The 20,250-nt window shown below is 74.7% G+C and carries 21 protein-coding genes and 1 pseudogene; 9 read left to right on the forward strand and 13 right to left on the reverse strand.

Going from position 1 to position 20,250, the window contains the following annotated elements; all coding sequences use genetic code 11:
• Positions 1–55: 55 nt before the first annotated feature.
• The 10 genes from ACFY00_RS24320 to ACFY00_RS24365 form a co-directional block, all read right to left on the reverse strand.
• Entirely contained in the window at positions 56–319 is a 264-nt protein-coding gene (locus tag ACFY00_RS24320) for a hypothetical protein (RefSeq protein ID WP_388033645.1), read from the reverse strand.
• On the reverse strand, positions 319–519 hold the full coding sequence (locus ACFY00_RS24325) for a hypothetical protein (protein WP_388033646.1): 201 nt from the start codon (positions 517–519) through the stop codon (positions 319–321). Before ACFY00_RS24325 ends, ACFY00_RS24320 begins: the two co-directional genes overlap by 1 nt.
• Positions 516–1,010, reverse strand: a complete 495-nt coding sequence (locus ACFY00_RS24330; protein WP_388033647.1) for a hypothetical protein — start codon at positions 1,008–1,010, stop codon at positions 516–518. The genes ACFY00_RS24325 and ACFY00_RS24330 overlap by 4 nt, the downstream gene beginning before the upstream one ends.
• A gap of 17 nt (positions 1,011–1,027) precedes the next feature.
• Positions 1,028–2,602: a Mur ligase domain-containing protein gene (locus tag ACFY00_RS24335; protein WP_388033648.1), complete on the reverse strand. Its 1,575-nt coding sequence runs from the start codon at positions 2,600–2,602 to the stop codon at positions 1,028–1,030.
• An 87-nt stretch (positions 2,603–2,689) separates the two neighbouring features.
• Positions 2,690–4,054: a glutamine synthetase family protein gene (locus ACFY00_RS24340; protein ID WP_388033649.1), complete on the reverse strand. Its 1,365-nt coding sequence runs from the start codon at positions 4,052–4,054 to the stop codon at positions 2,690–2,692.
• Entirely contained in the window at positions 4,051–5,559 is a 1,509-nt protein-coding gene (locus tag ACFY00_RS24345; RefSeq protein ID WP_388033650.1) for an amino acid permease, read from the reverse strand. The genes ACFY00_RS24340 and ACFY00_RS24345 overlap by 4 nt, the downstream gene beginning before the upstream one ends.
• A gap of 62 nt (positions 5,560–5,621) precedes the next feature.
• Positions 5,622–6,596 carry a hypothetical protein gene (locus tag ACFY00_RS24350; protein ID WP_388033651.1) on the reverse strand — a complete coding sequence of 325 codons (975 nt, stop codon included), beginning with the start codon at positions 6,594–6,596 and terminating at the stop codon, positions 5,622–5,624.
• Positions 6,597–6,746: 150 nt separating this feature from the next.
• Positions 6,747–7,088: a hypothetical protein gene (locus ACFY00_RS24355; protein ID WP_388033652.1), complete on the reverse strand. Its 342-nt coding sequence runs from the start codon at positions 7,086–7,088 to the stop codon at positions 6,747–6,749.
• Positions 7,089–7,335: 247 nt separating this feature from the next.
• Positions 7,336–7,974: an HAD-IA family hydrolase gene (locus ACFY00_RS24360; protein ID WP_388033653.1), complete on the reverse strand. Its 639-nt coding sequence runs from the start codon at positions 7,972–7,974 to the stop codon at positions 7,336–7,338.
• Positions 7,975–8,004: 30 nt separating this feature from the next.
• Complete coding sequence (locus ACFY00_RS24365; RefSeq protein WP_388033654.1) at positions 8,005–9,207, reverse strand: helix-turn-helix transcriptional regulator; 1,203 nt, start codon at positions 9,205–9,207, stop codon at positions 8,005–8,007.
• A 207-nt stretch (positions 9,208–9,414) separates the two neighbouring features.
• On the opposite strand from ACFY00_RS24365, the gene ACFY00_RS24370 reads away from it, so the two are divergent.
• On the forward strand, positions 9,415–9,882 hold the full coding sequence (locus ACFY00_RS24370) for a hypothetical protein (RefSeq protein WP_388033655.1): 468 nt from the start codon (positions 9,415–9,417) through the stop codon (positions 9,880–9,882).
• An 811-nt stretch (positions 9,883–10,693) separates the two neighbouring features.
• On the opposite strand, the gene ACFY00_RS24375 is transcribed toward ACFY00_RS24370, so the two are convergent.
• Entirely contained in the window at positions 10,694–11,599 is a 906-nt protein-coding gene (locus tag ACFY00_RS24375) for a helix-turn-helix transcriptional regulator (protein WP_388033656.1), read from the reverse strand.
• Positions 11,600–11,775: 176 nt separating this feature from the next.
• Between ACFY00_RS24375 and ACFY00_RS24380 the strand changes: the two genes are divergently transcribed.
• Together ACFY00_RS24380 and ACFY00_RS24385 are read left to right on the forward strand one after the other, a co-directional pair.
• Positions 11,776–12,336, forward strand: coding sequence for a quercetin 2,3-dioxygenase (locus ACFY00_RS24380; protein WP_388033657.1), 561 nt, complete (start codon positions 11,776–11,778; stop codon positions 12,334–12,336).
• Positions 12,337–12,564: 228 nt separating this feature from the next.
• Positions 12,565–13,497, forward strand: coding sequence for an alpha/beta hydrolase fold domain-containing protein (locus ACFY00_RS24385; protein WP_388033658.1), 933 nt, complete (start codon positions 12,565–12,567; stop codon positions 13,495–13,497).
• A gap of 127 nt (positions 13,498–13,624) precedes the next feature.
• Here ACFY00_RS24385 and ACFY00_RS24390 read toward each other — a convergent pair whose 3' ends face one another.
• On the reverse strand, positions 13,625–13,894 hold the full coding sequence (locus ACFY00_RS24390) for a hypothetical protein (protein WP_388033659.1): 270 nt from the start codon (positions 13,892–13,894) through the stop codon (positions 13,625–13,627).
• Between the two features lie 195 nt (positions 13,895–14,089).
• Here ACFY00_RS24390 and ACFY00_RS24395 point away from each other — a divergent pair, with 195 nt between their 5' ends.
• The 3 genes from ACFY00_RS24395 to ACFY00_RS24405 all read left to right on the forward strand — a co-directional run bounded on the left by ACFY00_RS24395 (position 14,090) and on the right by ACFY00_RS24405 (position 16,747).
• Positions 14,090–14,626, forward strand: coding sequence for a phosphatase PAP2 family protein (locus ACFY00_RS24395; protein ID WP_388033660.1), 537 nt, complete (start codon positions 14,090–14,092; stop codon positions 14,624–14,626).
• A 314-nt stretch (positions 14,627–14,940) separates the two neighbouring features.
• The gene (locus tag ACFY00_RS24400) at positions 14,941–15,840 is read left to right on the forward strand and encodes an LPXTG cell wall anchor domain-containing protein (RefSeq protein WP_388033661.1); all 900 of its coding nucleotides are present in this window, start codon (positions 14,941–14,943) and stop codon (positions 15,838–15,840) included.
• A gap of 91 nt (positions 15,841–15,931) precedes the next feature.
• Positions 15,932–16,747, forward strand: coding sequence for a peptidoglycan-binding protein (locus tag ACFY00_RS24405; protein ID WP_388033662.1), 816 nt, complete (start codon positions 15,932–15,934; stop codon positions 16,745–16,747).
• A gap of 68 nt (positions 16,748–16,815) precedes the next feature.
• Here the strand turns inward: ACFY00_RS24405 and ACFY00_RS24410 are convergent, their stop codons facing one another.
• Positions 16,816–17,271, reverse strand: coding sequence for an Lrp/AsnC family transcriptional regulator (locus ACFY00_RS24410; protein ID WP_388033663.1), 456 nt, complete (start codon positions 17,269–17,271; stop codon positions 16,816–16,818).
• Positions 17,272–17,376: 105 nt separating this feature from the next.
• Here ACFY00_RS24410 and ACFY00_RS24415 point away from each other — a divergent pair, with 105 nt between their 5' ends.
• From ACFY00_RS24415 to ACFY00_RS24425, 3 genes and pseudogenes are all read left to right on the forward strand, one after another.
• A complete protein-coding gene (locus ACFY00_RS24415; protein ID WP_388033664.1) occupies positions 17,377–18,702 on the forward strand; it encodes an APC family permease in 1,326 nt (441 codons plus the stop codon).
• Between the two features lie 101 nt (positions 18,703–18,803).
• A pseudogene (locus ACFY00_RS24420) lies at positions 18,804–19,559 on the forward strand (alpha/beta fold hydrolase); the annotation flags it as partial.
• Positions 19,560–19,568: 9 nt separating this feature from the next.
• On the forward strand, positions 19,569–20,141 hold the full coding sequence (locus tag ACFY00_RS24425) for a DinB family protein (protein WP_388033721.1): 573 nt from the start codon (positions 19,569–19,571) through the stop codon (positions 20,139–20,141).
• Positions 20,142–20,250: the final 109 nt, after the last annotated feature.

The following is a 20,250-nucleotide window of genomic DNA, read 5'->3' on the forward strand; positions in this document are numbered from 1 at the left end:
GCTTGATCGGACTCGTGGGGGGCGGCCGGGAGCTCTTCGGCGAAGACCTTTCCCATCAGCGCCACCGGCCGGTGGCGGTGCGGGTGCGGCCCTGACCCGGACGGCCGCCGTGGGTGGTGCGGTCGGCTCCTGCGCGTCGGCGCAGCAGCCGGTCGACGGCCGCCGCTGCCGCGAGGGCGGGAGCGGCGGCGAGCGCGAGCCAGACGGGCTGGGCCCTCTCGCGGTGCTGTACGAGGTACAGCACGGCCGCACCGGTGGGCACGCCGAGCAGGAAGTGCACGATCGCTGCTCCCGCCCGGTTGATCGTCCGACGGGGCATCACCGCCGTTCCTCCCCGGTCCGGCCCGACACGGTCGGCTCCGGCAGCGTCTTGGCGCGGGTGCGCCGGGGGAGCAGGGGGTGCCGGGGGAGCAGGGGGTGGCGGCCCTCGTGGTGGGGCCGCAGTTCCTGGACGGCGGTAGGGGCGGCGGCCACGACGAGGACGGGACCCGCCACGAGGGCGGGTGGGAAAGCGTTCACGGCGTGCTCCCCGGGGCCGCGGGTTGCGGTGCGCCGGGCGGTGCCACGTGTACGAGGCCGGCGAGGACGGCCACGACCACGGCCTGCTCGGGGCTGTTCACGTCCAGGTGCACCTGCAGGGTGCGGATGTAGGCGTCCATGGAGTCCTGGAAGGCGCCGAGGCCGTGGCGGATCTCCGCGGTGCTGAGGCCGTCCGCCCAGCCCTGCAGGATCTCCAGCATCCGGGGCGGGATCGTGGGTGCGCAGGCGAGGGCCTTCGACTCGCGCACCGGGGCGGGGACGGTCCTCGCCGCGGTCGCCCAGGCGGTGAGCTGCAGGCGGTGGCTGGCGCCGGTCTTGCGCAGGAGGCGCTCGATGGCCTTCCGGGCGACCTCGGTGCTGCTGTAGGCGCGGGAGGTGCGGGCGATGTCGCGGGCGGTGAGTCCGGCCGCGATGTGGTTCGTGAGGGCGGCTTCCTTGAGGGTGAGGCCGCGCAGGGCTCCGGTGGGCACGGTGTCTCCTGGCCGGGTCACAGCTGGGGCGGGACGGGCGCGGTGGGTGCGGCCAGGTGGAACAGCACCCGGGGACCGAGGCGGCCCGCCACCCCGTGGTCGGGGCCGATCAGCAGGACCAGGTCGCCCGGGGCGGCGAGGGCGGCGATCTGCCGCTCGAAGCCCGGTTCGCACGGTCCGCCGCGCAGGCGGCGGACCGCTCCCTCGCCGAGCTTCTCGCGCGCGGCCCGCTCGATGGCCGCCAGCGGGTCGGTGACGTCCAGGACCCGGGTCAGCGGGGTGAGGACGGGCAGCAGCAGCGCGCTGCCCGCGCCTTCGAGCGCGCGGCCGATCTCGGCACCGTGGGCGCGGGTGCGGGCCAGGCCGTCGGGCTCCAGGACCGCGACCACCGACCCGCCGGTGGCGGCGGCCGTCCGGGCGGCGTCGGCGAGGTCGGCGGCGATCTCCTCGGGGTGGCGGGCGCGGGAGTCGACGACGGTGACGCCCTGCTCGGTCCCCAGGACGGTCAGGGAGCGCTCGACGCCGTGGAAGCGGTCCAGGCGGTCGGCGACGGCGGCCGGGTCCTCGCCCATGACCAGCGCGGTGGCGATGGCCGCGCACACGGCCAGGGCGTGGCTGCGGCCGGGCACCGGCAGCAGGTAGGTGTGGTCGTCGCCGTCGTGGCGGACGGTGACGCGGTGCGCGGTGCCGGTCCACTCGATCGGCATGACCCACACGTCCGCGCCCCGGTCGCGGCCGACGGTGTAGGCGAAGGGAGCGGGCAGGCCGCGCTCGGCGCGATCGGCCAGGCGGCCGCGCAGGTTGACGGCGCCCTTGTCCCAGAGGGGCAGGACGACCCGTTCGGCGGTCACGGCCAGGCGCTCGGCCGCGTCCAGGCCCGCCGGGTGGTCCTCGAAGTGGGGCTGGTTCGCCCCGGCGGTGAGGACCAGCGCGACGGCCGGCTCCGGTCGGCGGCGAACGAGGTGGGGCCGGGGACGGTCCTGCCAACCGAAGGGCGGCGTCGCCTCGTGCGTCCCGGCGTCCGGGCAGAAGTCCACCACCAGCCGCCCCGTGCCCGGCGACGCGGCGGCCTTCCCCGCCCGGCTGCCCCGGCCGGCGGCGGTGAGGATGAAACCGGCGCCGTCGCCGAGCGCCGCGGCCAGGGCGGCGGCGGCCGTCGCGGTGTTGTGGCTGCCGCCGACCGCCACCGTCCGCGCCCCGGTCGCGGCGGCGATCTCGGTCAGGGCCTCGGCGCGGCCCAGCACCGGCAGGCCCAGCTTCTGCGCCCGGTCCAGCTCGGGTTGCGGCTCGGCGACGACGCCCGACCACACCACGGCGCTGGCACCGGTGGGCAGGTGAGCGGCGTCGTGGCCGACGTCGACGTGCACGCCCGCGGCTCTCAGCGCGGCCACCTCCGGGCTGTTCGCGAGCCGTTCGGGCACGGTGCCGGTGACCGTGGCACCGCTGCCGACCAGCCACAGGGCCAGGCCCTGCATGCCGGGCTCGGCCACGTCCACCAGGTGCGGACGGGCCAGCAGGCCGGGCACGGCGCCGGGTCCGGCCGCCTCGGCTCCGGCAGCGGCGGGGGCGGTGGTAGCGGTGGTGGTGTTCACGAAATCCTCCGACCAGCGGGAGAAGAGAAAGGAGTACGGGTGCCGGGCGGCGGCGGGGGCGGGATCGACCCGCCACCGACCCGGCGGTCACGCCTGGCTGAAGCCGCGGGCGATCTCGGCCGGGTTCACCAGCGGTGCGTGGTGGTCCAGTTCGAGGCGGGCGAGGGCGGCCAGGTGCTCGACCAGCTGCACGCCGAACAGCTCGGCCACCGTCCGGTCCGTTTCGAACTCCCGCACCGCCGAGGCGAGATCGCGCGGCAGGCGCCGCGTCTTCGCGTCCTGGTAGGAGTCGCCGCGGGCGGGCGCGGGCGGCACCAGGTCGCCCGCGATGCCGTGCCGGATGCCGGCGAGGGCGGCGGACAGGGCGAGGTACGGGTTGGCGTCCGCGCCCGGCACCCGCACCTCCAGACGTCGGCCGCTGCCGTGTCCGACGACCCGCACCGCGCAGGAGCGGTTGTCCCACCCCCAGGTCGCCCGCCTCGGCGCGAAGCCGTGGTCGCGGGCCAGGCGCCGGTAGGAGTTGACCGTCGGCGCCCACAGCGGGCCGGTCACCGGCAGCACGTCCAGCAGCCCGGCGACCGCCTGCCGCCCCGTCCCGGACAGCAACTCCTCGCCGCCGTCGGGGGCGAACACGGAGGCGCCGCCGTCCAGTCGGTGCAGCGACAGGTGCAGGTGCAGGCCCGAGCCGGTGCCGGTGGCCGGGGCCGCCATGAACAGCGCGGACATCCCGTGCCGCTCGGCCACCGCCTTCGCCGCCGTCTTGAGCAGCAGGTGCTGCTCGCACGCCCGCTCGACCGGCCCGAAGGGGAAGGTGACCTCCACCTGGCCCGGCGCGCCCTCCAGCTTCAGCGCCTCCACCGGCAGGCCGGCCTCGGCGAGCACCCGCCGCAGCTCCCGCAGGAAGGCGGTGACGTTCCCGGGCAGGTCGAGCGCGTAGTCGAGGTTGCCGAGCGTCGCCGGGCGCGGGCGCCAGCCCGAGCGCTCGGCGTCCCGCTCACCGCCCTCGACCAGCACGAACTCGCACTCCAGCCCGACCATCGGCACCAGGCCCGTCCCGCCGAGTCCGGCCGCCTGCCGGGCGAGCACACCCGCGGGGGACAGGGGGTGCGGCCGGCCGTCCCGCAGCGGCGTCGCCCACACCAGGGCGGTGCCCGGCAGCCACGGGAGCCGCCGCGCCCGCTCCACGTGCCAGTCCAGCTCGATGTCGCCGAACCCGGACTCCCACGACCACCTCCCGCGTCCGGCGGGCGTCATGCCCAGATCGGTGCCCAGCAGGTAGCCGCACACCTCGCTGGAGACCGGCCCCCGCTCCAGGCGCGCCCGGAGCGCGGCGGCGTCGAACAGCTTGCCCTTCATCCGGCCCTGCACGTCGACCACCGCGACCATCACCGCCTCGACGCCGCCGCCGTCGATCAGATCCACCAGCGAGCCCTCCGGCCCCGGCGCGTTCACACGACCTCCTCGGACAGCTCGACCAGCACGGCGGACTGCTGCACGGGCGGCTTGTAGTCGTACCGGCCCCGCAGCCGCCACCACAGCGCCGCCAGCGCCAGTGCCGCGAGGGCCGCGACGGGCGCGTAGTTGAAGGTGTCGACGGTCACCGGGTAGGACTGCGGCAGGCACACCAGCACCGTCACCAGCGCCACCCAGCCCACCGCGATCCACCCCACCGGGCGCCCCCGGCCGCCCAGGTTCCACGGGCCGGGCCGGAACGGGCTGCCCCTGCGCAGACGCAGGTAGACCGGCACCGCGTACGCCGGAGTCATCCCCACCACGTTGACCGCGGTCACCGCCCCGTAGGCGACCGGCGACCACAGCGACGGCAGTGCCAGGACGAACGCCGCCACCACCGACAGCCACACCCCCGGCACCGGCGTACCGGTGCGCTCGGAGACCCGGCTCCACAGCCCGGATGCGGGCAGTCCCCCGTCGCGCGCGAACCCGAGCACCATCCTGGAGCTCGCCGCGGTCTCCGCGTTGCCGCAGAACAACTGCGCCACGATCACCACCAGCAGCAGCGCCTTCGCCCCGCCGACGCCGAGCGCGTCGAGGAAGACCTGCACCGGCGGCACGCCCGTCGGGGAGTCGAGGACGGCGTCGTAGTCGCCGACGGCGAGCAGCAGTCCGGCGAGCAGCACCGCGCCCGCGATCCAGGACACCCAGATCGAGCGCACGATCCCCCTCGGTGCCGAGACCGACGCCTGCGTGGTCTCCTCCGACATGTGCGCGCTCGCGTCGTACCCGCAGAAGGTGTACTGCGCCAGCAACAGGCCGAGCGCGCTGACGTAGACCGGGTTGCTCCAGCCGGTGTTGTTGACGAAGTGCGTCATCAGCCAGCCGGTGCCGCGGTGGTGGTCCGGCACCACGGCCAGCGCCCCGACGATCAGCGCGACGCCGCCGAGGTGCCACCAGACCGAGACGGAGTTGAGCACCGACACCAGCCGCACGCCCTTGAGGTTCAGCGCCGCGTGCAGCAGCAGGATCACCGCGAAGATCCCCAGCAGGCCCGGCGCCGTCGGCTCGTAGCCGAACTGCATGTTCAGGAAAGCGCCGACGAACGAGGCGGCGCCGTAGTCGATGCCGCAGATCCCGCCGATCAGCCCGAGCAGGTTCAGCCAGCCGACCACGAACCCCCAGCGGGGGCCGCCGAGGGCGTGGGCCATGTAGAACAGCGCGCCGCTGGTGGGATAGGCGGAGGTGACCTCGGCCAGCGCGGCGCCGACGAACAGCACCATCGCACCGACGCCGATCCAGCCCCAGAACATCACCGTCGGGCCGCCGGCGTTCAGACCGAACGCGAACATCGTCATGCAGCCGGACAGGATGCTGATCACGGAGAAGGAGCTGGCGAAGTTCCCGAACGCGCCCATCCGTCTCGACAGCTTGGGCTCGTAGCCGAGCCGCCGCAGGTGCTCGTCGTCGCTCGGTATCGGCGGCGCGGCGTGGGCAGGGGACATGGGAAGACAACCTCCGTGCGGGAAAGGGGAACGGTGAAGCCGGGACGGTGCGGGACGGAAGGTCAGGCCAGGGCGGTGGCGCGTCCGGCGAGAGCCTGCTGGCGGGCGGTGAGCATCAGTGCCTCGCCCTTCTCCGGTGAATCGGCGACGTGCACCCACGGAGCCTTCGACGCGAGCCGGCCCAGAGCGGTGAACACCTCGGTGGCCGCGCCCATCCGCGCCCCCGCCCACAGGGCGTGCGCGAGGTGGCTGAGGTCCGCCACCGGCCACGACCCCGGCTCCGCCGACAGCCAGCTCTCGTGAGCACGCCGGGTGTGGGAGACGTGCGGCTCCCGCAGCCACTGCCGCCGCACCAGCGCGTCCCGGTAGTGGGTGAAGCGGTACTGGTCGACCGACACGTACAGGTGCAGGGCCGCCAACGGCGAACCGGCCGGCGCCCGCGCGGCCACGGTGTGCACGAAGTCCAGGGCGGCGGCGCGGTTGCGCTGCTGCCAGTACCGGTACATCCGGTGGTGCGCCTCCCGGCTCCCCGGGTCGCGCCGGAGCGCCTCGTCGAGCAGCCCCCACGGGCCGGGCGGCAGCAGCGGATCACCCGAGAACACCCGGTGCTCGGGCCGGGTCTGGCCGTGGTCCAGCGGGGCCAGGGCGAGCAGGCACACCCACGGGACCGGGTCCCACGGGTCCGCCTCCGCTGCCGCCCAGCACGCCTCGCGGGCCGCCTGCTCCAGCTGTCCGGCTTCCGGTCGGTGGTCCTTGGCCGCCAGGAGGGCGTGCTCGACCAGCACCCGCGTCCGCAGCAGACCCAGGCCCGGGGCGGTCGGGTGCTCCCGGGCCCAGGCGGCGAGCACCGTCGACCGGGCCGCGGCCACCGCCAGCACCTGCGTCCGCGACGTCCACAGGCCCGACGCCCGCACCGTCCCGGCCAGCAGCCGCTCCGTCGACATCCACCGGCCTTCCACCAGGTCGTCCACCGCCCCCTGGAGGTCGACGTCGAACCCGGCAGGGTGGTACACCGGCCGGTACGCGGACGCGGTCATCGCAAATCCCCCTTCCTAGACGTGCTCATGACAGAGTGCTGGGTGGTGGTCAGGGCTTGGCGGTGTGCCGCCCGGGCGGTTCGGCACTCTCCGAGGTGGCGGGATGATCGCTGACTGCCCACGCCACAAACGGGTTCCGTCGCGGTTCTTCTACCGTCCCGGGGTGTTGGGCATCCGGGCACCCAGCGGCGACCTGGTGCTGGACGCAACGGTGACGGAGGGTGCCGTCGGTGCGTCGAGGAGCCCGGCGGTCAGGAACCAGCCCAGCTCGCCGAGGCCCACGGCCAACCGCTCCCATTCCTCGGGGCTGGAGGCCACCATCGATCGGGTTCGCGTCACCACGCCCCGGGCGGCACCCGCCGCGAGTGCCTCCTCCACGGCGCGCCAGCCCGTCCGCTGCTCCAGCGGGAGCTGCAATCCCGCGTCGGTGAACACCGCGGCCACCACCCACTCGCGGGTCTCCGCGTACCGGCGACAGTGGGTCTCCAGCACGCGGTCCGGGTCTCCGCCCGGAGAGGCGATGTAGATCGCCACGGGGACACGGCCCGGCGATCGAGGTGCATCCGAAGGCATGCCTCTACTGTCCCGCTTACCCCTGTCCGGACGAACCGGCGAGCCGTACGACTTTTGAAGATCGCGGAGGGGTGAAGTCGTACGGCGCGTAGGAGTCCGGTTGCGGCACGGGGGAGTTCGCGTACGGGGCGTGGGACTCCGCTGCACATCGACCGCGAACTGAACCTCAGAGGCGGGTGACCGGGCTCGGCTCCACGGCATCGAGGCCCAGCAGTCGGGCAACGCGGGCGGCGGTTCCGGGGCCGTCGGCAAGCACGGTCGTGATCCCCAGTGCCTCGGCGGGCGCCAGGTTCTGCCGGTGATCGTCCACGAACACGCAGTCGGAGCCGGCCAGGCCCATCCGTTCCAGCGTCCGCCGGTAGATCGCCGGGTCAGGCTTCGCGAGCCCCTCGATTCCGCTGATGACCCGCACGTCGAACAGGTTCCAAACCCCCGTCGACTCGTACGGGTGGTACGGGTCGAAGCCGTAGCTGTTCGACAACAGGGCGGTCACGACCCCTGCGGACCGAGCCCGTTCCACCAGTTCCACCATCTCGGCCACGGCCCGCACCCCGCTGTGGGCGCGCCCCATCAAGTTGTCGCCGGCAACGCCCATGAGCGCCGCGGTCCGAGCGTTCCACTCGGCCTGCTCCATGCGGCCCAGCTCCAGCTCCACGTACAGCGCCCGGCCCGCCGGATCGTCCTCCAGCATTCGCCGCCAGGCGTCGTCAGGCAGCCCCTCGCTGGCACACCACGCCCGGGCGGACTCGCCGATCGGGGTGGTCACGACTCCGGCGAAGTCGAGGATCAGGCCGCGGTAGGACAACGTGCGCTCCCAGGCTGAGGGATCCGGTGCTCACCGGAGGGTCGGCGAGGTCCCCAGGATCTCAGACAGCTTCCGGATCCGGGAGTTCCCGGCGCGGCTGGCCCTTTCGATGATCACTCCGGGAATCGCCTGGTGCTTGGCCCACTCCGGGTGTGCCGAGCAGACCTCCAGCAGTGTGTCCAGGGACGTGTCCCACTGGCGCGAGTCGCACTGTGCCAGCGCGATGTCCAGTTGCATCCGGTTGTGCGCTGCTTGCGTCAGTCCGGATGCGTCGAACCGCCGGGAGATGTCCAGCGCCTTGCCGGCGTTCCCCAAGGTGACGTTGATTCCCACGGCTTGGGCGCCCGCGTAGGACGGCCCGAACTGCATCCCGTTGCCGAAGACGTCGCGGCCCAGACGCGCGGCCACCGCATGGGCCTGGGAGAGGAGGTCCGCCGCACGGTCGGAGTCTCCGAGCCTGGAGGCCGCGACCGCTCCGAAGATGATGTTCTTCCCGTAGGCGGCGAGCAGGGCGGGATCCATCTCGGAGAACCGCGGCTCTGCACGCACCGCTGCGGCCTCGGCCTCCCGAAGTGCCTGCTCCACCCGGGCGTCCCGCAACAGCACCCGCGCTCGTGCGGACCCCAGCATGCTCCGTCGCACCGGGTCCGCCGCCAGGTCGGCGTGCCGGATGGCATGCCCGACCGAGGCGTACGCCAAGTCCCGTGCGCCGAGGAAGTTGGCGATCAGACCAGCCGCCCGGAAGGCGTCCGACAGCAGGCCGTTCGCTGCTGCTTCCCGGCCGGCCGGGGCCGCCTGGGCGAACCGGGCCGCCGACTGCAGGAACGGGACGACCAGCGAACCCGCCTCGGCGTAGTCCCCGCGCCAGTACACCCGCCACATCCGGTCAGCAGCCTCGACAAGATCGGCTTGCCCGGGAGAGACACCTTCAGCCGGTTCGGCGAGCACACCCGCGGCGGTGTCGTGGACCGTCCTGGAGAGTTCCCGCAGCATCGAACGACCGTCGCGCCCCATCCCCCGCCGGGGAGCCTGGTGTCCGAGGATCACGGACACGTCCGAATGCAGTGCCTCCGCGAGGCGGAGCAGCGTCGGCAGCGACACGTTCCTGTCCTGCTCGGCCTTCTGGATCGTGTGCTTCGACAGGCCGCTGCGTTCCGCCAGGCTGGTCTGGGTTTCCTTCCCGCGGAGCATCTTGATCCGCTCGCCCGTGGTGAAGTCCTGCCACTGACTCATCGCTCGTCCTCTCCACTACGTTCGGACTCGGACCGTACCCGCCAACTCCCTTGGCTGACGGGGTTTCTGCCAAAAGGGACGCTTGCGAAGCAGACTTGGCCTCGCGAAGATCCGCGCCCAAGTCAGTTGGATGCACGGAGAGTTGCACTGATGGCCGGAAGCAGGCCAGGGCAGGGGAACGAGCCTCGGGACAGCCGTCTCCAGGAGATGGACGGCGAGGTCGGTGTCGCCGGGGTGGGCCGCGGGGTGGAGGAAGCGGCGGCCGGGCTGGGAATCGTCAAGGTGCAGGACGAGGGTTCGGCGGACCGGTTCCGCCACATGAAGGTGCTCGCCCTGCACCCGCAGTTCGAGACCGTCTTCCACCTCGAGGACGGCAGGAGCCTCACCAGCGCGGAGGTGTGGATCCCCCGGCCCGGCCCGGAGCGGATCACGGTCCGGTTCCGCGGCGTCGACGTCTTCCGCACCCCCGCCCTCCACCTGCTGGACCGGCTGGAGGCGATGGGCCTCACCGTCCTCCGGGAGCCCGACCACGCCTACGTGCCCGGGTTGTCCCTCGGCCTCACCCGTACCACCGGCCACGACGTCCCCCTCGGCACGGACGGTGAACCGCTCTACTTCCAGGCGGTTCTGACCGGCCCGACGGGCTGTTACGACTACAAGCTCAAGGCCGCCTGAGCTCGACCCTGTCGAGGATCTCGGTGCTCGGCCGCAGGTGATCATGGTGGTGCGCCGGTCTCGCGGGGTGCACGATGACCGCGGGATTCTGCGGAGTGCGATGTCGGTCCGTCCCCGTCCTGGCGCCGAGGTTCGGGAGTTGACGGCGCGGACGGCCCGGGTCGGCGATCTCCAGCTTGTCTCATAGGAATATGTATTAATAACTGGCTTGAAGCATGACCGACCGTACGAAGGGCGGCACCGTGGTGCCCTCCCTGCCCGGCCGACCCCTTTTCTCGTGGTCGTCGTCCTTCCGCGACCGGTGACGGGGGCCAGGCGGCGGGCGACGACTTCATCACCGTCCGGGAGGGCGCTCCTTCGCCCGCTCTTCCTACCCGGAGCCTTCCGCAGGCCCGACCGGCACGTTGCCACCAGCCCGCGGGGCTTCTTCTGCGAGCACACCCCGGCAGGAGCCGGGTCGTGGCCCTCGCGGTTCTGACGCACCGGCAGGTGGCGGAAGGAGCTGGTCGCACGAGGCGGCGCGGCTGCTCGGCCACGGGATTCCACCGCCCACGCTGATCCCGCTCGCGCGGCCCCTGCCCGGTTCGGCGTGAGCGGCCCCGGGGGAGCTGTCGTCGCGGTGCTCGCCCGGGGACTGCTCAACCTGTCGGCGACACCGCGTCACCGGAGTCTGCGCTCTACGGCCGGCAACGGCTCGGAAGCGCGTCAGCGTCCACGGACTTCGCGCGGCCCCGACCGGAGGGGGGTGCCCTCCTGGGCTGTTCGGCTCTGCTGGGTCGACGGCCCGGTCCCGTGGTCGGCCGGTTCGGGCTCAGGCCCTGGTCAGGGTGCGGAACTCCGAGGGTGTCATGCCGGTGCGGTGGCGGAAGAAGGCGCTGAACGCGGTCGGGTGGGTGAAGCCGATGCGCTTGCCGATGGTGTTCTGCGGGAGCGAGGTGTAGATCAGCAGGCGCTTGGCCTCCAGCAGGACGCGGTCGTCGATGTACTGCTTCGCCCCGCATCCCCGTGCCTGCCTGGTCGCGCGGGTGATCGTGCGCGGGCTGTAGCCGAGTCGGGCCGCGTAGCTCTCCAGCCGGTGGGTGCGGGTGAAGTCCTCCTCGACGGCCCGGCGGAACCTGTCGAACAGTTCGTCGCTTCCTGACCGGCCCTGCCGGTGCGGGTCGACGAGGTGGGCCAGTCGCATGACGATCACCGATAGGAGGCTGCGCAGGGTCTCCAGGTGGGACTCCAGGGGCAGGCCGACCAGGTCGCGGTGTTCCGCGGCCAGGACGTCGAGGAGGCGCAGCAGGGTCTCCTGGCGCGGCGCGTCGGGCCTGATGAGGCGGGACGGCGCGTGCTCGGCCTCGCGGATCGCGCGGTGGGCGACCTCGCCGAGGAAGCCGGTGGGGAAGATCAGTGCGGTTCCGTCGCCGTCGCTGGTGGTCCTCAGCGAGTCCAGGACTTGGCCGGGGTGGATCCAGAGCCAGTCCCCGGGCTCCGCGGTGTGCGCGGTGAAGTCGAGCGAGCACGACAGGGCGCCGCTGCGCACCGCGACGAGCAGGTGGAAGGCGGGGCGGGCGGGCAGCGCCGGCAAGGGTGGAGAGGCGCCGGGCGCCGCGGTGAGGTCGCGCAGCGCGGCGACGTTCAGGCCGGGCGGCATGCCGGGCGCGGGACGGTACGGGACCGCGGGCGGGCCGTACGGCCGGTGCCCGGTGGCATCGTGTCCGTTTTTCTTCATCGTGCGGCCGAGTGTATGCCGCCCGCCCCGGTGCGCGAGGCCTAGGTTGGGAGGTGCTCCGCGGGGGTGCGAACCGCCTGAGCCGCCACCTGTCCGCCGCCTCGGGGCCGTCCGCCCCGTCGGCGTCACCTCCCCTCCTGCCCTGCCGGTTCCCGGGCTGGAAAGAAAGGGCCCTGATGACCTTCCAGTTCTCCACCCGTCACCGCGAGCACTCCCACATCCCGCCGGGAGCGGGGAGGCCGTACTTCATCGAGAAGGGCCTGGGGGACCGCGCCCACCTGTTCAACGACGTCTTCACCGTCTACGCCGGGGGCGAGCAGACCGAGAACACCTTCAACTTCTTCACCTGCGAGGGGCCGAAGGGCGAAGTCATCCCGGCGCACTCGCACGCGGACACCTACGAGGTCTTCTTCGTCACGGACGGCGCGGTGCGCCTGTTCGTGGAGGACACCGAAGGCGAACAGCACGAACGGTTGCTGACCAGCGGGGACTTCGGGTTCGTACCGAAGAACTGCCCGCACGCCTACCGCATCGAACGCCACCACAGCAAGATCGTCGGCGTGGCGGCCGGGCCGGGCGGCACCTTCGAGCGGTTCTTCGAGAACCTCGGGACGCCCACCGACGCGATCGGCCTGCCGTCCGTCCCCTTCGTGCCGGAGCCGCACAAGTTCGGCACCGTGCCGCAGCAGTACGACGTGACCTTCCTGCCCGACCACCAGTGGCGCTCCCTCGGCTAGGCCCTGTCCGGCCTAGGCCCCTCGACGGCCACGCGCGCCCGGAGCTGACGGTCCGTCGGCACCGCCACTCGACGCCGGTGGTCCGTCCCTCCGCTCCCGCCGTGCGGCCGTTTTTCTTCATACGGCCTCTCCGTCCGCTGGGAGCGGTCGCGTGTCGGGCCGCCGGTGCCCGACGCTCCTGCCGCGACCCGTCCCGCGCACGCCCGCCGAACAGGAAGGACCCCCACCATGCCGGAGGGCCGCCCCGCGCCCTTTCCGTTCCACCTGCTGGCGCCGCCCGACCCCGCCGCGCTCCCGCTGCCCCGTCCGGTCCGCCCGGCCGAGGGTGTCCGGCTGCTGCGCGACGCGCTCTACCGCCTGCCGGAGGGCTGCCGTCCCCTGACGGTGGATCTGTGGCTGCCCGAGAGCGCCCCGGAGCCGGTACCCCTCGTCGTGTTCGTGCACGGCGGGGGCTGGCGGACGGGACGCAAGGACGACCCGGGCCCCAGGCTCCGCGAGTGGGAGCCCGGCCCGTTCGCCCGGTTCGCGCAGCAGGGCTTCGCCGTCGCCTGCCCGCAGTACCGCCTCAGCGGCGAGGCCCGCTACCCCGCGCAGAGCGACGACCTCGCCGCGGCACTCGCCTGGCTCCACGCCCGCGCCGGCGAACTGGGCCTGGACACCGGGCGGACCGTGCTGTGGGGCGAGTCCGCGGGCGGGCACCTGGCGGCCCTCGCCGCACTCTCACCCCCCGCGGCCGGTACGGGCGCCACGATCACGGGCTGCGTGACCTGGTACGCCCCGACGGACCTGACGCACCTCGGCGAGGACCTCTCCGGGATCGGCCGCCCCGCCGCCGACGACTCCCGCTCGCGCGAGGCCCTCCTGCTCGGCGGCCCCCCGCACCGCAGGCAGGAAGCCGCGCGGGCCGCCAGCCCGGTCTCGCACGCGAGTCCTGCCGCGCCACCGTTCCTGCTGCTGCACGGAACGGACGACTCCCTGGTGCCCGCCCGCCAGTCCGTCCGCCTCGCCGAAGCCCTCCGGGAGCACGGCCACCGGCCGGAGCTGCGCCTGGTCCCCGGCGCGAACCACCTCTGGGTGGGCCTGAGCGACGAGGGGGTCCGGGACTGCTACGCCCGCACCCTCGACTTCGCCCGCCAGTGCACCGTCTCCCGCCGGGACTGAACCGGGACTGAACCGGCGACGCGCCGCCGGCGTCGGCGTCCGCGCTTTCGAGGCCGGGGCGGCACGGGCGACCACGGGCTCCTTGCCCGGCGACCGCTGGGCGAGGAGCCGGCGCGCCCGGGGGCGGTTACGGGGTGGCGGCGGCTGCGGCTTCGTTCGTGCCGGTGGTGGCTTCGTCGATCTGTTCGTCCTGTTTGACCTCGACGCGGGCGGCCTGCCAGCTGGAGAAGTGGCCGACGAAGTTCGCCCACACCGACATGAGTGCGATCCACAGGATCGACGTCTTGAGGCCGGTCAGCACGGTGATCGGGATCAGGACGGCCCAGACGAGGGTGGACCAGCCGTGGAAGGCCCGGAGGAAGGGTGGTCGGCCGAACAGCGCGGTGAACTTGCCCATGGGTGGCGGGCTCCCTTCCAGGCTCGGCTGACGGTGCAGCGTCGACTGCCCCGCGCCCGACCGAACATTCGTCCGCATGCCGAGTGCTGACCGAAGCTTTGCCTCTTCGCGGTCCGACGGCCCGGTCGCCCGACACCTCCCGCGCCGCGGCGCCCGCCTGCATGAACGCCCGTTCCGTCGGGCAGGCGCGGCCGCATGAACCCCCTTGCCGAAGCCGATCTCACCGCCGTGCGCCGCGCCGCCTCCTGGCACCGCCGCCCGCTGCGGCGGATCCTGCTCGCGGGACAGGAGGCAGCCGACCACGGCACGCTGTGGTGGGCCACGGCGGCCCTCGCGGCCGCGACCACCGGTCGCCCGGGCCGGCGCCGGTGGGCCGTTGAGGCGCTCGCCGCCATGCTCACCGCGCAACTGCTGTCCAACGGCATCGCCAAGCACCTGGTCCACCGCCGCCGACCACCCGCCCGCCTCCTGCGCCCCGAGGACGTGCATGCCCGCCCCGGCAGCTCCTCGTTCCCCTCCGGGCACGCCGCCGCGGCTGCGGCCTTCGCCGCCGCCACCCTCCGCCACTCGCTGCCCTGGGGCGCGGCGGCGTCGGCGGCCGCGCTCACGGTGGCCACGGCCCGCGTCCACACCGGCGCCCACTACCCCAGTGACGTCGCCGCCGGTGGCGCGCTCGGAGTGGCGGCCGCCGCGCTCACCCACCGCACCCTCTGGCGCCGCCTCCGGCCCTGAGGGGGCCGCCGACCACCCGCCCGCCTCCTGCGCCCCGGCCGGTCGCTGTGCGTTGCCGTTGCGGGTGTCCGCTAGGTGGGCCTTCGCCCCTTTCGTCGGTGGATTTGTCCAAAGCGTAGTGCTCGGCGGGTCGTTGAGTGGTCCAGGCCATTGACGCGCTACGGGCTTTTGGTGACGATGCGTGATGCCCTCCGGTGGTGGACGGCCACCGGGTCCACCCCCGCCCAGGTCCACATCCCCTTCCTCGCGCGGTGACACCGCTTCCGGCCGGTGGGCCCCTCGTTCCCCAGCACCGTGAGAAAGAGCGTCCGTCCATGCCCAGGCGCACCGCCGCGTTCCTCCTGTCCGTCCCCGCCGCTGCCGCCGTCCTGCTCACCGGGGCGGGAGGGGCCGGCGCCGATGACGGCCACGGCGGGCGGGCACCGCAGAAGCCCCCGTACAGTGCGCCGCCCGTCCTGCCGGGCGGTGCCGCCCCGGCCAAGGCCCCGTGCGCCTTCTCCGCCGCTGGGAAGACCTGGACGCCCGCCCAGGGGATCGCCTCCCTCACCCCCTCCGCCCAGGGCCGCATCAGCATCGACGTCCACGGCAAGGGCGGCACGTGCACCGTCGCGCTCGCCTCCTACCGGGCGCACGGGGCGACGTTCGCCACCTCGGGCCTGCAGCAGATCACCGACTTCGCCACCGTCACGGTCGCCGACGGCCGCACCGCCACCCTGGACGTCGCCGTCCCCGCCGCCGGGTGCTTCACGCAGATCGACCTGTACACCGGCTCCACCCGCTACGACGGCGCCACCGGGCCGGACCACGGCCCCGCCCCCCAGGGCCCGAACGGCATCGTCATCGGGGACAGGATGATCGCCTCCTGGAACGGCCCCGAGGACGGCAAGGACTGCCTGACCGTCCCGGCCTCGCCCGCCCCCGGCGCCGGCGCCTCCACCCCGGCACCCGCCGACACCCCCTCCTCCAGCGCTCCCGTCACCGCCCCGGCGCCCGCCCCCAGCGCCGGCGCCTCCACCTCGGCACCCGCCGACGCCCCCACCACCCCGCCTTCGTCGGCGTCGGCATCCGTGCCCGCCCCCGGCGGTGACAGCCACCTGGCCTCCACCGGCAGCAGCGGCACCGGCACGCTGGCCGCCACCGGGGCCGTCCTGCTGCTGGGCGGCGCGGGCGCCGTGTTCGCCGTGCGCCGACGCAACACCGCCCGCCACCGGTAACCGTCCCGCCACCGAGCCCGGCGGCGCGGCCCTCCGCCGCCCGCCGGGCCCCGCGTGCCGAGACGGCACCGCAGACGAGGAGCACAGCGCGATGCGACCCGTGCCGCCCACCGGCCGGCCGGAGCAGGACGAGACCGGCGGGGAGGTCGCCCTGGTCCGCCCCTACGCGCCCCCGGGGCCGCCGCTCGCCGACCCGGCAGCCCTCCCGCCGCCGCCCCTCGCCGCGGCCCCGGCCGACGGCCCGCACCCCGGCGGCGCCGGGCCCGCGCGCCCCTCCGCGCCGCGGGCGCGCCGCCGCCGCGGACCGCGTGCGGTCCACTGGCTGCCCGCAGCGGCAGCGGCCGTCGGCCTGCTCGCCTGGGCACTGCCGTCCGCGCCGCCGACGACCCCGGACCCGGCGGCCCGCTCCACCGACCGCCCGACCCCCGAGGCCTCCGCCCCCGCATCCCCGGGGGAGAGCGCGCCGACACGACCCGCCCAGCCTTCGGGGCCCGGCCACAGCGGATCCGCACCGGCCACCGGGCCCGCAGTCGGTGCGACGACCACCGTCACCTCCCGGCCCCTCCCGTCCGGCGCCTCCGCCGACCCGGCCGCCTTCGGCACCCCGAGCGGCCCCGGCGCCTCCGCGACCGCTCCGGCCTCCGCCACTGCGACGCCGTCCCAGCCTCCCGCTTCCACGCCGTCCCCGACCGCCGGCCCGACCCTGCGCCGGGGTGACCGGGGCCCGGAGGTGGCGCGGCTGCAGAGCCTGCTGTACCGGCAGGGCAAGACGTACGTCACCAGCAGCGGCACCTACGACAAGGCCACCGAACGCGCGGTCCGGGAGACCCAGCAGGAGTACGGCATCACCACCGACCCGCCCGGCTGCTACGGCCCCGCCACCAGGGCCGCGATCGACCACGGCTGACCGCGCCCCGCCCGCGTCCCGGTCGGGGGAGCCGGGCGCGGCGGCCCGGCGGCAGCCCGGCGGTGGTCTCAGGTGGCGGGGGTGACGACGGGTGAGCTGACGTGCTGGTAGATGACGGAGCTGCGGAAGTTGACCACCTCGCGGCGTTCGCTGAAGCGGTCCATCAGGAAGGTGTGCAACCGGTCGATGTCGGGGAGGGCGACGTGCAGCAGGAAGTCGTCGCCGCCCGCGACGACGAAGACGGACAGCACCTCGGGCAGCCCCGCCGCGTACGCCTTGAAGCTCTCGATCACCTGGCGGTTCAGCGGGCGCACCTGGAAGGCGACGAACGCCTGGACGGAGCGGTTCAGGGCGGGCAGGTCGACCGCCGCGTGGTAGCCGGTGATGACGCCGCGGTTGCGCAGCAGGCGGACCCGCTCCAGGCAGGTGGAGGGGGCGATGCCCAGGATGCGGGCGAGCTCGCGGTTGGTGATCCGCGCATCCCGCTGCAAATGGTCCACGATTCGCGCATCAAGTTCGTCCATGGCGGCCATTGTGCCCTTCTCGCCGAACATGGTTCGGCATCACGGTGACGACTCCGTTCAGCGTTCTACGTTCCGTCCGGATCGCCGGACGGAGGAGGAGCGCTGATGGAGCGGCGGGCGGGGCTGGGCGTGGGGGCGGGGGCGGCGCTGTGCGTCGGGGCGGTGCTGGGGCCGGGTGCGTTGACACTGGCGTCGGTCGCGGCGGCGGCCGCCGGCCCGGCGTCGCTGCTGGCCTGGGCGGCGCTGATCGCGCTCGCCCTGCCGACGGCGCTGACCCTCGCCGCGCTCGCCGCCCGCCACCCGGGGGCGGGCGGCGTCGCGGACTTCGCCGAGCGGGCGTTCGGGCCCACCGCGGGGGTTGCGGTGGGCTGGTGGTTCACCTGCGCGGTGCTGCTGGGCGTGCCCGCCGCGGCCCTGATCGGCGGGGCGTACACCGCCACCGCGCTCGGGGCCGGGCCCGGGACGGCGCGGACCGCCGCGCTCGCCGCCCTCGCCGCGGCGTACGCGGCCAACGGCGCCGGGGTGCGGGTCTCGGCGAAGGCACAACTGCTCCTGGTGGGCGCGCTCGTCGCGCTGCTCGGCGCGTCCCTGCTGCTCACCGCCCCGCAGGTGCGGCGCGGCGCGTTCACGCCGTTCCTGCCGCACGGCTGGCCGTCCGTCGGCACCGCCGCCGGGCTGCTGTTCTTCGCCTTCGCGGGCTGGGAGGCGGTCACCCACCTGTCGGGCGAATTCACGCGGCCCCGCCACGCCCTGCCGCGGGCCGTCCTGCTGGCGTGGACGGTCGTCGCCGTGCTGCAGTTCGGGCTCGCGGCCGTCACCGTCGGGGCCCTGGGGGAGCGGGCCGGATCGACCGTCACCCCGCTGCTGTCCCTCCTCCGAGAGCGGCTCGGGGACGGTGCCCGGCCGGTCGTGGTCGTGGTCGCCCTGCTGTTCACCTTCGGCGCCGCCAACGCCTACCTCACCTCCGGAACGGCCCTCGGCACCGAACTGGCCCAGCGCTCCGCCTTCCCCCGCCCCCTGGCGGCCCACCCGCGACGCACCCTGACCACCCTGACCGCCGGTTGCGCCACGGTGGTCCTCGCCGCGACCAGCGGTCTGACCGGCCTGGCCGCGCTGCTGCGGGCCACCTCGGCCTGCCTGGCGGCCGTCACCCTGGTCGGCCTGCTCGCCGCAGCCGTCCTGCTGCCCGCCCGCCTGCCGCGGGCGGGCGCACTCGGGTCCGCGGCGGCGACCGCGGCCGTGCTGCTGTGCTGCGGGCGCCACCTGCTGCTGCCCGCCGCGCTGGCCGCCGCCGCACTGCTCCTGCGCCGCCCGCGCCGCACCGGGCGGCCCGGTCCGGCGCGACCCGCCGGACCCCGTGCACGCACCGTCGCCACCACCGGAGGCCCACCGCGCACCGCCCCCGGGCGCCGAGCGGCACCGCCCGAGTGATCGGCCGCCCGGCCCGGTCCGCCGCGCACCGCGGTCCGCCGGTCCGCCGGGCCCGCACACCACGCATCCCTCTGCTGTCCGCAACCGAAAGGCACCCCCTGATGACCGTCACGCTCACCTGGGACGAGGCCGGCCCCGCCGACGGCCCGCCCGTCGTCCTCGTCCACGGCCACCCCTTCGACCGCACCCTGTGGGCCCCGCAGGCCAGGACGCTGGCCGAAGCCGGGTACCGCGTCCTCACCCCGGACCTGCGCGGCTACGGCCGCAGCCCGATCACCCCCGGCCCGGTGCTGCTGTCCGACCACGCCGCCGACCTCGTCGCACTGCTGGACCGCCTCGGCATCGAACGGGCCGTCATCGGCGGGGTCTCGATGGGCGGGCAGATCGCCCTCGCCCTCCAGCAGGACCACCCGCAGCGGGTGGCCGGCCTCGTCCTGTGCGGCACCACCAGCGCCCCCGACAGCGCGCGGGCCCGCGCCCTGCGCCTGGCCACGGCACAGCGGCTGCTGGACGAAGGCATGAGCGGCTACGCGCACGAGATGATCGCCACCATGTTCGCCGCGGCCGACGGCGCGCCGCCACCGGCCGCGGCCGAGGTACTGGCCGTGATGTGCGCGACCGACCCGCGCGGCGCCGCCGCGTCGCTGCGCGGCCGGGCCCAACGCCCCGACTACGGGCCGGTGCTGGCCGCCGCGACCGTCCCGGTGCTGATCCTGGTCGGCACCGAGGACGTCCACACCCCCGTCTCCGATGCCCGCGCCATGCAGCACCTGGCCCCGCACGCCCGGCTCGCCGTCATCGCCGACGCGGGCCACCTGCCCGGAGTGGAACGCCCCGCGGAGGTCGACGCCCACCTGCTCGACTTCCTGCGCACGGAGTTCCCCGACCGCCCGCAGCCCGCCCGGCGGGCCGGAACGCACCCCGTCGCCGGACCCGACCCGCGCTTCCGCGCACCCGCCACCGGGGACGAACGCACGGTGCTGCTCGGTCTCCTGGACGACCAGCGCACCACCCTCCGGCTCAAGTGCGCGGGCCTGACCGCGGAGCTGGCCGAGCGTGCCGCGCCCCCCTCCACGCTCTCCCTGCTCGGGCTGGTCCGGCACCTCGCCGACGTCGAACGCCGCTGGTTCCGGCAGGTCCTGGCCGGGCAGGACGCACCGCCCCGGTTCAGCTCGCCGGCCGATCCCGACGGCGACTTCGACGGGGCCCGCCCCGACCCGCGGTCCGTCACCGCCGCCTGGCAGGCCTGGCACGCGGAGGTGGCCTTCGCCGAACGGTTCGCCCGGGAGGCCCCGCACCTCGACGTTGAGGGCCACGACCCCTGGCGCGGACGGGTCTCCCTGCGCTGGGTCCTGGTCCACCTGGTCGAGGAGTACGCCCGGCACAACGGGCACGCCGACCTGCTGCGCGAACGCATCGACGGCACCAGGGGCCTGTGAGGAGCTGCGGCCCCCGCCGGGGACGGGCACGCCTCCCCCGCCCAGCAGTCGGTCACCGTGAACCCCGTTCCGACCTTCCTCGTGCATTTAACAACCGGACCGCGTCGGC

The organism is Kitasatospora sp. NPDC001540 (genome assembly GCF_042894345.1).
GTDB lineage: Bacteria > Actinomycetota > Actinomycetes > Streptomycetales > Streptomycetaceae > Kitasatospora > Kitasatospora phosalacinea_C.

Excerpts from the sequence above, each read along its gene's own strand:
- ACFY00_RS24370 (WP_388033655.1), top strand. The coding sequence starts at position 9,415 with ATGGACGGCGAGGTCGGTGTCGCCGGGGTGGGCCGCGGGGTGGAGGAA.
- ACFY00_RS24415 (WP_388033664.1), top strand. The coding sequence starts at position 17,377 with ATGGAGCGGCGGGCGGGGCTGGGCGTGGGGGCGGGGGCGGCGCTGTGC.
- ACFY00_RS24385 (WP_388033658.1), top strand. The coding sequence starts at position 12,565 with ATGCCGGAGGGCCGCCCCGCGCCCTTTCCGTTCCACCTGCTGGCGCCG.
- ACFY00_RS24345 (WP_388033650.1), bottom strand. The coding sequence starts at position 5,559 with ATGTCCCCTGCCCACGCCGCGCCGCCGATACCGAGCGACGACGAGCAC.
- ACFY00_RS24405 (WP_388033662.1), top strand. The coding sequence starts at position 15,932 with ATGCGACCCGTGCCGCCCACCGGCCGGCCGGAGCAGGACGAGACCGGC.
- ACFY00_RS24320 (WP_388033645.1), bottom strand. The coding sequence starts at position 319 with ATGCCCCGTCGGACGATCAACCGGGCGGGAGCAGCGATCGTGCACTTC.
- ACFY00_RS24375 (WP_388033656.1), bottom strand. The coding sequence starts at position 11,599 with ATGAAGAAAAACGGACACGATGCCACCGGGCACCGGCCGTACGGCCCG.
- ACFY00_RS24400 (WP_388033661.1), top strand. The coding sequence starts at position 14,941 with ATGCCCAGGCGCACCGCCGCGTTCCTCCTGTCCGTCCCCGCCGCTGCC.
- ACFY00_RS24395 (WP_388033660.1), top strand. The coding sequence starts at position 14,090 with ATGAACCCCCTTGCCGAAGCCGATCTCACCGCCGTGCGCCGCGCCGCC.
- ACFY00_RS24390 (WP_388033659.1), bottom strand. The coding sequence starts at position 13,894 with ATGGGCAAGTTCACCGCGCTGTTCGGCCGACCACCCTTCCTCCGGGCC.
- ACFY00_RS24350 (WP_388033651.1), bottom strand. The coding sequence starts at position 6,596 with ATGACCGCGTCCGCGTACCGGCCGGTGTACCACCCTGCCGGGTTCGAC.
- ACFY00_RS24365 (WP_388033654.1), bottom strand. The coding sequence starts at position 9,207 with ATGAGTCAGTGGCAGGACTTCACCACGGGCGAGCGGATCAAGATGCTC.
- ACFY00_RS24380 (WP_388033657.1), top strand. The coding sequence starts at position 11,776 with ATGACCTTCCAGTTCTCCACCCGTCACCGCGAGCACTCCCACATCCCG.
- ACFY00_RS24410 (WP_388033663.1), bottom strand. The coding sequence starts at position 17,271 with ATGGACGAACTTGATGCGCGAATCGTGGACCATTTGCAGCGGGATGCG.